At 48.2% G+C, this 13813-nt stretch carries 7 protein-coding genes and 1 tRNA gene; 5 read left to right on the top strand and 3 right to left on the bottom strand.

What is annotated here, in order from left to right; all coding sequences use genetic code 11:
* Nucleotides 1-219: 219 nt before the first annotated feature.
* The 4 genes from SCIP_RS05085 (at nt 220) to SCIP_RS05070 (ending at nt 6679) form a co-directional block, all read left to right on the top strand.
* Complete coding sequence (locus tag SCIP_RS05085; RefSeq protein WP_231288079.1) at nt 220-3240, top strand: family 49 glycosyl hydrolase; 3021 nt, start codon at nt 220-222, stop codon at nt 3238-3240.
* Nucleotides 3241-3644: 404 nt separating this feature from the next.
* Complete coding sequence (locus SCIP_RS05080) at nt 3645-5678, top strand: DNA/RNA helicase domain-containing protein (RefSeq protein WP_050752407.1); 2034 nt, start codon at nt 3645-3647, stop codon at nt 5676-5678.
* Nucleotides 5679-5959: 281 nt separating this feature from the next.
* Nucleotides 5960-6457, top strand: coding sequence for a DUF2975 domain-containing protein (locus SCIP_RS05075; protein ID WP_040591343.1), 498 nt, complete (start codon nt 5960-5962; stop codon nt 6455-6457).
* Nucleotides 6458-6475: 18 nt separating this feature from the next.
* On the top strand, nt 6476-6679 hold the full coding sequence (locus SCIP_RS05070) for a helix-turn-helix domain-containing protein (RefSeq protein ID WP_006293789.1): 204 nt from the start codon (nt 6476-6478) through the stop codon (nt 6677-6679).
* Nucleotides 6680-6870: 191 nt separating this feature from the next.
* Here the strand turns inward: SCIP_RS05070 and SCIP_RS05065 are convergent.
* The 3 genes from SCIP_RS05065 to xseA all read right to left on the bottom strand — a co-directional run bounded on the left by SCIP_RS05065 (nt 6871) and on the right by xseA (nt 8763).
* Nucleotides 6871-6943, bottom strand: a tRNA-Arg gene (locus tag SCIP_RS05065).
* Between the two features lie 173 nt (nt 6944-7116).
* A complete protein-coding gene (locus tag SCIP_RS05060) occupies nt 7117-7443 on the bottom strand; it encodes an exodeoxyribonuclease VII small subunit (RefSeq protein ID WP_006293791.1) in 327 nt (108 codons plus the stop codon).
* Between the two features lie 33 nt (nt 7444-7476).
* Nucleotides 7477-8763: an exodeoxyribonuclease VII large subunit gene (xseA, locus tag SCIP_RS05055; RefSeq protein ID WP_407695016.1), complete on the bottom strand. Its 1287-nt coding sequence runs from the start codon at nt 8761-8763 to the stop codon at nt 7477-7479.
* Between the two features lie 243 nt (nt 8764-9006).
* Here xseA and SCIP_RS05050 point away from each other — a divergent pair, with 243 nt between their 5' ends.
* Nucleotides 9007-13746: a 2-hydroxyacyl-CoA dehydratase gene (locus tag SCIP_RS05050; RefSeq protein WP_040591344.1), complete on the top strand. Its 4740-nt coding sequence runs from the start codon at nt 9007-9009 to the stop codon at nt 13744-13746.
* The last annotated feature ends 67 nt before the right edge of the window (nt 13747-13813 follow it).

Genomic DNA, 13813 nt, shown 5'->3' with positions numbered 1-13813 from the left:
TTTCCCTTAAGGGGCGGCCTTGGGGTCAGGTAGGACGGAAAGGCTAGAAACAAAAGGGAGGATGTCTTATTGATGCAAATGGTGATTTTGTATCTCGACTTTCATGTCCACTTCCGTCGAGGAAAGAAAAATTATGAAATATTTCATTAGATTTGCGATCACTTTAATTTTCCTGTAGGATGATTCATTGTGAATACATATAGCAAAGTGGCTATACCTGTGGCCACAAAAATGAGAAAAATAGTTAAAAGCGCTTTGGTTCTGCTCTTGGCGGCCAGTATTGCAGGCAGTCTGGTCATGATTCCCGGCGGTCGATTTGCTGTAGCAGGAACGCAAAAAAACGAAAATATTTCATCTTTTGCTTCCCCGCCATCCACTGACCGTCTGAAAAACGCCGATAGCTCCTATTTGAAGACCTGGTGGCACACTAATGGTGTCAGAAATTCTTCTGGTGCTATCGATGACAATCAGGTGAGGGAATCTCCCTTTTATTCTGTCAGTGTCACCGATCCCTACAAGAGCGAAAAACAGTACCGATCCTTTACCTATTTGAGTATTCCTCGAAACGGCAAGGGAAAACAGGGCTACAGTAAAACAGACGGAGCTGAGTTTGCCAGTGAAGCTACAATGACCATGTCCTGGACCAGCTTTGAGTATACTCAAGATACCTGGGTGAGGGTGAGCCTGGACACAGGTCAGACTATTAAATCAGCTGATGAGGTAACTATCCGCCCAACGACCCTGAAATTCGAAAAGAAGCTTGTAGATAATCATACAGTCGCCATCAAGGTTCCTGCTTCACCGGAGGGCTACCGATTCTCTGTTGAATTTGCTCCCCAGGTGACTACGGTATACGCCAGTTCCAGCTCAGGGCTGACGACCCAGTCAAAGGGAACCATGAAGGTAGAGTCTGAACCGCACAATGCCATGATGGTTTTCGCTCAGCCCATGGTTTCTCACGATGCGTCTTTAATTCCAGAAAAGAAGAGCGGATCTGGGAGATCGACGGTGTCTGAAAATACAGGCACAATTCTGTACCTGAAAGAAGGGAAAGTCCCCAATCTGGACAATACCAAGGCTCAGATTCTGTATTTCAAGCCGGGGACCTACTGGATGGGATCGCGGTATAGAGCCCTTCTCCCTTCCCATGTCAAGTGGATTTATCTGGCTCCAGGAGCGTTTGTTAAAGGGGCTTTTCGCTTTCTGGGTGGCAATCAGAAAAACTACAAGGTAACCGGTTATGGAGTTCTTTCCGGTGAGCAGTATGTTTATGAGGCTGATACGGAAGGAAATTATGACCATTTGGCTGAAGGAAAGGATAATTGTCATTCATCCTGTGTAAAGATGCTTCAATTCGAGTCAACAAAAAAGCAGCAAAAGCTGACTTTGCAGGGTGTGACCATCAAGGAGCCGCCCTATCACTCTTTTGTCGTCTACGGTGATGAGGATTCCTTCAGTATGAATGTCAGCAACTATCAGCAAATTGGCAGCTGGTACTGGCAGACTGATGGACTGGAACTCTATAGAGGCTCACGGATGCGTCATACTTTCTTCCATGCCAATGATGATGTTCTTAAGCTCTATCACAGTGATGTCAGTGTCAAAGATACAGTCATCTGGAAAAATGAGAACGGGCCGGTCGTCCAGTGGGGATGGACGCCCAGGAACATTGACAGGATCAGCGTTGACCAGACGAATATTATTCATAACAGAATGTATTTTAATTCAATTGGTTATAATACCTGCATTTTTAATTCCTCATCCAGCTGGCAGGATATGAATGCCACCAACACAGCGGATCCGGGAACGACTATCAAGAATCTGACCTTCACCAATACCAGGGTGGAGGGGATGACAAATTGCGCTATCCGGATTTACGCTTTGTCGAATATGCAGAATGTAGTGATTAAAAACTTCCATGTTGATGACTGGAACGAGCAGCCCTATACCCTCCAGCAAAACCAGCTGAAACTCTACAATAACCAGGCTGGACAGGCAGTAACCCTGGGAGATTCTGCTCGAGCTATTAAAGGTCTTATTCTGCACAATTATACAGTCGGGAAGGAGACTATCCGTAAGGCAGGAGATAACTGGGCCATTGCTGAACCCGGCAGGATTAATTTCGATAAAAATACCTGGGACATGTGGGATGCTGTAGCTTCCAAGGAACCGGCCGGGCCTGCTCCTCAACTGACTGTAACCGGCCTGACTGATGGAACAATAGCCAGTTCGCGCCTGATACATGTATCTGGTGCCACCACAGCAGCTCGGGTTGTCGCGGATGTTAACGGCCAGAAAACCACTCTGCCCCTGTCATCTGGGAAATTCGAGGGAACTATCACCCTGCCCGATATTGATAATCGGGTAAGGATTACTGCATACGGGGCTAAAGGCTCGACTATCAGCGCCAAGAGTCCCTCAACCTCAGAACGCTACCAAATCACTGCTTTTGGCAATCTGGTCGGTTCTCTGACAGACCCTCAGGGCGATGATGACGGCGATGGAAACTATCTGTACCCGACAGACGGGGCTTTCAACAAGGGGAGTTTCGATATGACCGGGGTTCGTGTGTATTCCGATGGGGACACGATTCGTCTGGTGGCTACCATGGCAGGTGACGTCAGGAACCCCTGGAGCGCCAACCATATGAGCACCCAGCGTCTGAATTATTATCTGAGCGATCCGGGTAATGCCAGCGGGATTTCTGCTGGTGTTGGAGCTTCCGCTGTCCCTCTTCTGCCGGGCACCAATACCAACTCTCGGGGACCATGGCGTTATGCGATTGTTGTTGACGGCCGCAACGCAGCCTCGAAGTACGGCCCCGGTGTGTACGACAAGAATGGAACTAGGCTGGGGCCGATCGATCTGACCGTTGTCGGCGGGCGGCAGATTGTTGCTTCTTTCGATGCTTCTCTTCTGGCTGGTTTCGACTACGCCAAAGCCGGTTATCAGGTATCGATGTTTTCTTCCTCCGAAGATGGAGAAGGAGTTGGCAATGTGAGGCCTGTATATTCTGCTGATTGCTATCACGGGATAGGTTGCGATGCTGGAACAGGCCAGTATAAGTTTGGCGGTGGCAGGGGACAGACCATGAGTTCATCTCCCTTCGATACCGATCTGACCGACAGCAATGCTATTGATGTCATCACCGGCCCAGCCGATCAACATGCACTGATGAAACCGGTTGCCGGCGGCCCTATTTTGCCCTTTGTCCATCTGACCAGGCCAGATAAGGAGTGATAACTTCAGGCAGTCGGTTAGGCCTGGAAGGTTAGATGAGCAGGAGCTGACCTTCCAGGCCTGCTTTTTATGGTCTGTATAGTCCCTCTATCCGCGGGGAACAGCATAATAAAAATATGTCTGACAGAGTCTATATTGCTTCGGTCCCGTACAGTTCTCAGAATCGGACTGTTTTGGAAAAAGAGCTGTATGATATTTTTGAAACATATATAAAGCATAAGCATGCACAATCGCACTGAGAATTAAGCAGACTCTTTGATAATTATAGGGAGAAAATACTCGATTATCCCACTGTTTATGTGATTGCATCTGAGCAGAGAAAAAAGAGCCATGAATTCGCGATCGAGCGAAAAGTATATGTGGGTGAAACTAATGATATAGTGCGCAGAAATAAGCAGCACCTCATGTCTGACGCCAAAAAAGACGCAGACTGGAAAGAGATTAAAGAGAACGTGCAGAAGGCGGAGAATGCCAGGCTGTCAGGGAATACTTTGCAGGAACGCCCAGGGCAGGAGGCAGACGCTGAGCAGACTACAGACGCAGCTGTCACTGAATACATCATTGGGCATGAGCATTTTAATAAATCCTTGACCTTGGATGTGGAGAACCGGCTTATGCATTTTATGACCGGCAACACTAAAGTCAACAAACTAAACAACAGACGAACCAATGCGCAGGGTAAATATTACACTGCTGATGAATTTGACCAGATTTTTTCCAGCATCTGGCTTGAGCTGCATAAGCGAGATCCGGAATTTTTCCCATCAGAGGAAATTATCCGCGATTCTGCCCTTTTCAAGGCATCCCCTTTTCATCAATTAGGAAAGAAACAAAAGCAGGCTGAGGATGCAATTCTTGAAGCCATTGCTGAAAAGCTTTCTCAGGATTGGCGGGAGTCGTCCCAGCCTCAGCTGATATTCCTCCAAGGTGTTGCAGGAACTGGGAAAACTGTCCTTCTTAGTCATCTGTTTTATAGAATTAATACAGAGTTTACTGTCAGCGGCAGCGATGACGAGCTTCTAGATGATTCTGATGATTATTTCGACAAATACTCTGTTGATTCTTCCCCTGCCCAGCCTCAGGGGAAGAATGGTCTATCGACTTTTATGATTATTAATCATCAAGAGCAGGTAAATGTATATAATCAAATCGCAAAAAAGTTGGGTATACAGAATAAAAATGATGAACTTATTGGTAAGGCATCTGTCTTTATAAATCGGATGAGTGAGTCCAAACCTGGCTCTTCCGGCAGGGCGATGGTTGATGCTAATAGACATGCGATTCCCAATAGGAAAAAGCCGGTTGACATTGTCCTTATAGATGAGGCCCATTTGCTGTTCACTGAAGGAAACCAGGGCTATTCGGGTAAGAATCAGTTGCGTGATATTGTCAGCAGGGCAAAAGTGGTGATTGCTGTTTTTGATCCCAATCAAATTTTGCGCAGCTCACAGAGATGGGATGAGCATCTGCTCAGTCGGCTTCTGCCTCCATCGCAGCTCAATAATACCGATCCCCAGACTGAGGGAATGCTGATCTCTCTTCGGGGAGAGGGTATAAAAAATATCATTAACTTTGATGGTGTGGATACCGATGTCAGATATATACATTTGCTGAAACAGTTTAGAATCTCAGCAAGCGATAAGGTCATTGCCTGGATAGATGATTTTGCCAGCGGCAGGAGCATTGGCAAAATTCCTTCCGGTGATTGCAGCATGCATCATAGAGAGGGAAGGGGAGATAAAAATGACAGCCCGTATGAGATTAGAATTTTTGATTCTCCGGTAGACCTTTTTCGGGCTATCAAAAAGAAAGAGGCAGGAGAGCGCAAGAAACTGGACAATGAAAAGGAAGAGAAAGACTACTGCGGTCTGTCTCGGGTTGTAGCAACATATGATTGGAAGTACAGCAGTTCCAGGGCTAATCCTCAGGATCCTCATGGATACTGGAATGTTGAGATGCATAAAGATAAACAAGGGCACTGGCTTATGGGCTTGGAAGTCGGTGATACCCGGGGGTATCTGGCGGATGGCGACAACCTGAGTCCTGACCCTGACAGGTTTTGCCAACCGTGGAATTATCAGATTAAAGATAAGGGCGAGTCTAAGAAGGCTGCTCCTAACCGGACTTTCCATAAGGATGATGCCTGGGCTCAGCAGCCGGCCACAATTGATGAAATCGGCTCGACTTATACTATTCAGGGTTTTGACTTAAATTATGTGGGAGTCATCATAGGGCCGTCCATAAAATTCAGGAAGGGAAAGATAATTATTGATACTGCTGTCAGTAAAAATTATCAGGCAATAACTAAGAATGATCCGTCAGGGTCGAAGGAAAATATTCTGCATGAATTGAATGTCCTGCTCAAACGCGGGGTTCACGGGTTGTATATTTTTGCTTTTGATGAACAGTTACGGATGAAATTGATGGAGAGTCGGTGAGCTTTATCGGGAGCCGATCCAGCGATATCAAGGAATATATAATATATTGAGATTCAATAAAAATATTATGAAATTTAAGAAAAAATAGTTGTACTTCAATATATCTTTTGCTATAGTAGATTCTGTAACCGCAGCGGGGAGTCGACTGGGGATATCACACAGCAGATGCCAGATGGCAAATACTATCTCTTTGCCCTTCCTTGTCGTCCCCTGCCATCTTGAGAGCTCGGACATTGGCCAGGGGCAAAAAGGCGGTCTGCACGAACGGAAGGATCGAAAATATGGAAAAGTCATCGAGTATGAAGACACTGACGCGAATATTACACGGTTTTATTATTGTGGCAACTTTAGTTGGAGCAGTTGTCTTCCTGTTTCTGACCCCCTGGGTTGGACAGGAACTTGCAGAGGAAAATCCAGAGTTCGCTTGGGCTTATTTCCCTTGCCTGATCTGGGCCTGGTTCTTTGCCCTGCCCCTTTTTATTGCTGTCTGGCCGTGTTGGGAGCTGGCTGGAAGTTTATCAACTTCTGAGGGTCCGTTTACCAGGAAGAATGTTCGGTTTCTGCATCTAGTTGCCTGCCTGGCTTTTGCTGATGCCCTGATCTATCTTACAGGCCTTCTCATCCTTGGTTTTATGGGAGCAAGTCAGCCGGGTTTGACCTATATTATTTCACCGATAGTTATCTTTTTATGCCTGGCATTCGGGGTTGTGATGATTGCCCTGAGCCGGATTTTGAATGAATCAGTCGCTCTGCGAGAAGAAAATGATATGACCATTTAGAATGGCAAATGAGGAACGATGATTATTTTTAATATAGATGTCATGCTGGCAAAACGGAAGATGAGTCTGACGGATTTATCAAAGAAGGTCGGAATCACCATGTCTAACCTGTCTATCTTGAAAACAGGAAAGGCCAAAGCTGTTCGGGTTGAGACCCTGGATAAATTATGTCAGGCTCTTGATTGCCAGCCGGGAGATTTACTGGAATATCGTGCCGGTTAAATGAGTAAAGTGAAGAATGGTGGTTTGACCAAGGTGGTTGGTCAATCGGTAGCGATTGAGTCATTTCCCTGAGAATTTTATGCGCGTCGGTAGGGATAAAGTTACGTATAAATATATTTATACGTAAATAAATCTCTGTAAGTCTAAGCATAGTAAGTCTATGCATAAATGGGATGAAAACCCGTAGAAAGTGCCCTGGATGCGATTCGAACGCACGACACCCGCTTTAGGAGAGCGGTGCTCTATCCCCTGAGCTACCAGGGCAACTGATACCAGTGATTGCTGCGGTCGCTGCAATCACCAACCTCTATGATACATGACCCCACAACTTTGACCGGGGACGTGGATTCTGGATGGTTCCGTGGTTTGAGCAGGGGTAACGGGGCACTGGTACCTCGAAATTGGTACCTCGAACTGGTCCCTCTTTTTGCTGGAAATTACTCCAGATTTCCTTGGGTTCCCGCGTCTTTGCCCGCGCTGGCCTGGTCTGCCTGGGCAGCATCGAGCTTGGAACGAACATCATCCAGGACTGCCTGCGCCCGTTTCGCCAGGGCCTCTCCTAACTCCCACTGTTTGACGGAATTCTCCAGGTCCAAACCGCCGGCCTCCAGGGCACGGACTACTTCAACCAGCTGATCCCTGGCCTGCTCATAGCTGAGAGAGTTGATAGTATCCCGCTCTTTCTGGCTGAGTGAAGATGCCGGCGGTGTCTGCTTGGAAGCCGGGGAAGGGGCTGCCTCAGTTGGTGACTTCTTATCTGTCATGGTTATCCTTTGATTGTTTGTCTGATATGAATTTTACTTTTTCGGTTCGATTGATTCGACGGAAGTTATTGCTTTACCCTGCTTGAGGGTCACAGTCAGCTTCTGGTGGAGTGACAGGGATGAAGAGTCGGAAATGACATGACCGTCCGAAGATTGGACCACTGCGTATCCGCGGTTCAGAGTGGACTGGGGGCTGAGGGCGGTCAGACTGGCCTGTAGTTTTTCCACGGAAAATCCTGCCTCATCCAGTAGCCGTCTCATGCTGACATCTAATCTGCGGGCAGACTCGGTAATAAAAAGGTGAGGTTTTTCCAGAATGGTCTGGGGCTGGGTTAAGCTGGGACGATTTTTGTAGGCATCAATCCGCTGCTGTTCACTTTCTACGGTTCTTAGCAGGCGTTCATGAAGTCTGTGGCGGGCTTCTTGAATAATGGTGATTTGTTCCATCACATCCGGCACCACCCGTTTAGCGGCATCGGTAGGAGTGGACGCCCTCATATCTGCAGCCAGATCAATCAAAGTCCAATCATCTTCATGCCCTATTGCAGAAACTATTGGGGTCTGGCAGTCAGCCGTTGCCCGGACCACGCCTTCGTCAGAAAAACCAATCAGATCCTCAAATGAGCCACCTCCCCGGGCAACAATAATCAAGTCAACAGCAGGATCAGCATCCAACTTTTCAATAGCAGCTATGACTTCTGGCGGGCATTGAACTCCTTGAACATGAACGTGCTCAATAGTGAATTGAATAGTCGGCCACCTCAGCTTGGCATTGGTGACAATATCACCTTCAGCCCTGGCCTGGGGGGCACAGATGATTCCAATCCGCTGGGGAAATTCAGGCAGAGCGATTTTGTTACTGTCATCAAAGAGGCCTTCTCCTTTAAGCTTTTTTCTCAGCTCTTCAATCTGCTGACGCAGATCACCTTTACCCACCCGGCGGATGTCATCCCCAATAAAACTCAGGCTTGTTCTTTTCATCCATACATCCGGATGCCCGTGCACAACCACTTTGTCGCCCTGAACAAATTGAGAAGCCTGGGCTGCAAAGGTTCTCCACCCTGAGACCTGCAGGGAGATATCTTCCACATTATCGCGCAGGGTTATATAAGCGGAACCGGCCCGACGGGTATTAATCTCCTGGATTTGTCCTTCAATCCAAGTAGCTGGCCACCGTTCAACGGCTGTATGGTAGGCCAGGCTTAACTTGCTTACCGGCCATGGGTTATCGGGAGTTGTTTCAGAAGCGCGTTCAGGTGGCTGTTTGGCAGGCTGAAGACCAGCATTCAGAGGCGGGGGAGTCATGGGCATATATGGCATACGACTCAGTTTAGTGCGTAAACCCTACGTCACTGTGTGATCGTGGGCAAGGAATTGATCCTAGGTAAGGAATTGATCCTGGGTAAGGAAAGCGGAAAGGGAAAAGAAAAGCTCAGCACACGATTTCACTGCTTTCAGCTTTCAGTGAGATATGGCCGAGTATCTGTTAAAAACTGTGGTTTGAGGATACTCTCTTGGGCTGGTCTTGAGTAAAGTAATACATATATATGCGTAAGGGGGACTATGACTTCAATACGTGTGGGTCTTGATGTTGGTTCAACTACGGTCAAAGCCGTGGTTCTGGACACGGATTATGGAATCGACCAATCTGGCAACCATATTCACCAACCTTTCAATCAGGAAGATCGGTCAGTGCTTTTTGCTGATTATCGCCGTCACCACGCAAATGTGAGAGTAGCAGTTCAGGAACTGCTCATCGATATTGAGTCTGCTCTGAAGGCCCTGGGCCGTCAGAATGAGCCTGTTCAGCTGGCTATTACCGGTTCAGGAGGTCTGACACTGGCTGAAAATATGCAGGTTCCTTTTATACAAGAGGTCATTTCTGAAACCGACGCCATTGAAGATGCCTATCCCCAGGCTGATGTCATTATTGAGCTGGGCGGAGAAGACGCCAAAATAACCTATCTGAAACCAACCCCGGAACAGAGAATGAACGGGTCCTGCGCAGGAGGTACCGGGGCCTTTATTGATCAAACTGCTACCTTGCTGAATACTGATGCCCCGGGTTTGAACGCCTTAGCCAAGGATCACACCACCATTTATCCCATCGCTTCCCGCTGCGGGGTCTTTGCTAAATCTGATCTTCAGCCCTTGATCAACGATGGGGCTGCTAAGTCTGATCTTGCAGCTTCCATCTTCGCCGCTGTAGCCACACAGACTATAGCTGGCCTGGCCAATGGGCGCCCGGTCAGGGGAAATGTTGTGTTTCTGGGCGGCCCCCTCTACTTTATGAGCGAACTGCGTTCTGCCTTTACAACCATGTTGGACGGCCAGGTTGATGAATTTATTACTCCGGCTAGCGCACACCTCTATGTAGCCTATGGGGCTGCCCTGGCTGCCAACAATCCTGATGCTGCTGACATTACAGCCAAGCAGAAAAAAGAGCAGGAGGAGTCGGGCGTGAACATTTTTCGTCCTCGAACCTGCGCTGATCTTATTACTGTCATAGACTCTTTGAAAAATCTGCCATCGGGCAATCATACCTTGCGTCCTCTTTTTCTCACTGAGGAAGAAAAAAAGGAATTTGATTCCCGCCACAGCCGCCAGCAGGTAACTATCGGCAGCTTGGAAGGGGCACAAGGTCCGCATTTTCTGGGGATTGACGCCGGGTCGACCACTATTAAGGCCACGCTTATTAACGATGATCAGGAAATTGTCTGGTCATCATACGGGAATAATGAGGGATCGCCTTTGCTGGCTGCGGCTCGGATTGTCAAGAATGTTGAGACCCTTCTGCCCAAGAACGCTTATATTGCTCGCTCGTGTACGACTGGCTATGGAGAAGGATTAATCAAGGCAGGTTTGCACTGTGATGAAGGGGTTGTGGAAACTATGGCCCACTACCGGGGGGCAGAGCTGGTTAGTCCCGGTGTGACGTCAGTTATAGATATTGGCGGTCAGGACATGAAGTATCTGTCCATCGATCAGGGTGTTATTGAATCCATTTCGGTCAATGAAGCCTGCTCTGCTGGCTGTGGCTCTTTCCTGCAAACCTTTGCCCAGTCGATGAATTTAAGCATAGAGGAATTCACTCAGGCAGCTTTGCGCTCGCAGGCTCCGGTTGATTTAGGATCCCGCTGCACTGTTTTCATGAATTCATCAGTCAAGCAGGCCCAAAAAGAGGGGGCCAGCATTGAAGATATCGCTGCCGGACTCTGCTATTCTGTAGTTCGTAATGCACTGTACAAAGTAATTAAGTTGAGGGACACGGCAGATTTGGGCCAGACGATTGTAGTCCAGGGAGGGACCTTTCTTAACGATGCTGTGCTCAGGGCTTTTGAACTCCTGACAGGGCGCCAGGTCCGTCGACCGAATATAGCCGGTCTGATGGGGGCATATGGCTGTGCTCTGACTGCCCGCATGCACTACGAGGATGGGGACAGGACCCGTATACTCAGTGGCTCTCAGCTGGATAATCTGAGCATGACAACGCAGAGGGACGTTTGCAATTTGTGTCAAAACAAATGCAAACTGACTATTACGACTTTCCAGGACGGGTCCCGTTATGTGACGGGGAATCGGTGTGAGCGCGGGGGAGATAAGAATAAAAAACGGTCTCCTCTGCCTAATATGTATGATTATAAATATAAGCGGGTTTTTAGCTACCGTAGGTTGACGGATAAAAAGGCGACTCGTGGGGCTATTGGTATTCCTCGAGTGCTGAATATGTATGAAAATTATCCTTTCTGGTTTACTCTTCTGACTAATCTGGGTTTCAAGGTTGAATTATCTCGGCGGTCCAGTCATAACCTATTTGAAAAAGGGATTGACTCTATTGCATCCGAGAATATTTGTTACCCGGCAAAATTGGTGCATGGACATATAAAGGACCTGCTTTCTAAGGGTCTGACTACCATCTTTTATCCCTGCGTTTTTTATGAGGAGAATCTTGCACCTGATCAGGATAATAAATATAACTGCCCTATTGTAGCTAATTATCCCGGGGTTATTGGGGCTAACATGGAAGAGTTGCGTGACCCCAAAATCCGGTATATGCATCCTTACTTCAACCTGAGCAACCATGAAAAAATGGTTGACAGGATTGTCGAAGAATTTTCCTGGGTCCATGTTTCCAGGCAGGAGGCTCAGCAGGCAGTATCAGCCGCATATGCAGAAGACAAGATTTTCAAGCATGATGTGCACATGGAGGGACTGCGTGCTCTGACCTATATGAAAGAGCATAAGCTGAGGGGAATCGTCTTAGCTGGACGTCCCTACCATGTGGATCCGGAAATCAATCACGGCATCCCAGAAGCTATTTGTACCATGGGCATGGTGGTTCTGACCGAGGATTCTGTATCCTGGCTGCAGCCTGGCCGTAAACTTAACCTGACCCCCTTTATCGGGCAGGAGGAGGCAAACCCTCGCCTGCATACCCGTGACGGCTTCCGTAAGGTTGACGATGGGTATGATCCTTATAACCTGTCTGGGGCCAGTCTTATATCTGACGGTCAGGCAGCTTTGGGCTTGGGTCGGGTTTTGCAGGCTCAGTCTGTCGGTTCTGCCAGGACCAGGAATGGGCAGACTGCCCTGAAGGCAGATTATGATGATCCTACCCGGGAAGCGACTGACACGACAGCAAATGCGTATGCTGATCATCAAAAAGATCGCAAAGCCTTAAGAGTGTTGAATCAATGGGCCTATCACGCTCGACTGTATGCAGCTGCCCGCTTTGTGTCTCAATACCCAACTTTGGAATTAGTCCAGCTCAATTCATTTGGTTGTGGCCTGGATGCTATCACAACCGATCAGGTTCAGGAAATTCTGGGCGAGAGAGAAGATGTGTACACCGTTCTTAAGATAGATGAAGTCAGCAACCTGGGGGCAGCCAGGATCCGTCTGCGTTCTCTCAAGGCAGCAGTGGAAGAGAGAGTTAAACGAGGGCAGGGGGATGCTGCCGGCAAGACAGAAGTTTCCGATGGCGGTTTCAGACATACAAGCCGGACCGGGGTGAGCATGTCCAAATATTCTCATATCACTCCTTTTACCAAAGATATGAAGAAGACTCACACCATTCTTCTTCCCCAAATGTCTCCGGCTCATTTTGGTCTACTGGAATCTGTTTTTCGTTCAGGTGGGTACAAGGCCGATCTTCTGGAGCATGTCAGCCGGTCGGACATTGAGTTTGGACTGAAATATGTAAATAATGATGCCTGCTATCCTTCCATTTTGGTGGTGGGACAGCTGGTTAATGCTATAGCGGACGGACGATACGATCCTGATCATGTAGCCCTGGGCATTACCCAGACCGGCGGTATGTGCCGGGCAACAAACTATTACAGTCTGATTCGCAAGGCTCTGGCAGATGCAGGGTATCCTCAGGTTCCTGTCATTGCCCTCAGCACCCAGGGCTTTGTCAGCAATCCTGGCTTTTCCATTACGCCTGCCCTGGCACACAGGGCGGTAAAAGCCATATGTCTGGGAGATCTGCTGATGAAGGTCCTTTACCGGACCCGGCCCTACGAGCAGGTCCCTGGCAGTGCTGATCAGCTCTATGAGCGCTGGGAGACTATTTGCCGGGAAACGATCGAGCATCATGGTTTTTCAGTGACTGCCAAGAAGTACTATCATCAGCCTTACCTGACATTTGGGAGACTGTGCAAGAGCCTTGTTCGTTCCTTTGATCAACTCCCTTTGAGGCAGATTCCCCGTAAACCTCGGGTAGGAGTAGTGGGGGAGATCCTGGTTAAATACCATCCCGATGCCAATAACAATGTGGTCAAAGTGATTGAGTCCCAGGATTGTGAGGCAGTGGTGCCGGGAATGATGGAATTTATGACCCAGTCCCTGTATTCCTATAAGTGGAACCAGAAGATGCTGGGAACCCAATACCCTCCGGCAGTCAAAGAAACTGCCAGAATAATCTGCGAAAAATACAGGAAACAGGTGGAAGATGCCCTGGCTCTTGCCGATGGAAAATTTAGCCAGGATACACCCATTCCCCAGCTGATGAAGAAAGCTTCCCAGGTTACTTCTCTGGGAGTACAGGCTGGGGAAGGCTGGCTGCTGACTGCTGAAATCGTTGATTTAATTGAGCACGGAGCTCCTAATGTGATCTGCGCTCAGCCCTTTGCCTGCCTGCCCAACCATGTGACTGGGCGGGGAATGTTCCATGAGATTCGCCGGCAGCATCCTGAGGCAAATATTGTTTCCATCGATTATGATCCTGGTTCATCTGAAGCTAATCAGCTCAACCGGATCAAGCTGATGATTTCCGCAGCTAAGAAGGCTGTTCGCCGCTAGACGGTTCTGGCCTTTTTGACCTTTCTGACCTTTCTGACCTTGATAATCACTATGATAATCATTATTC

Source organism: Scardovia inopinata JCM 12537, assembly GCF_001042695.1.
In the GTDB taxonomy this organism is placed as follows: Bacteria; Actinomycetota; Actinomycetes; order Actinomycetales; family Bifidobacteriaceae; genus Scardovia; species Scardovia inopinata.
Note: the sequence above shows the minus strand (reverse complement) of the source record. Positions and strands in the feature narration are given on the sequence as shown.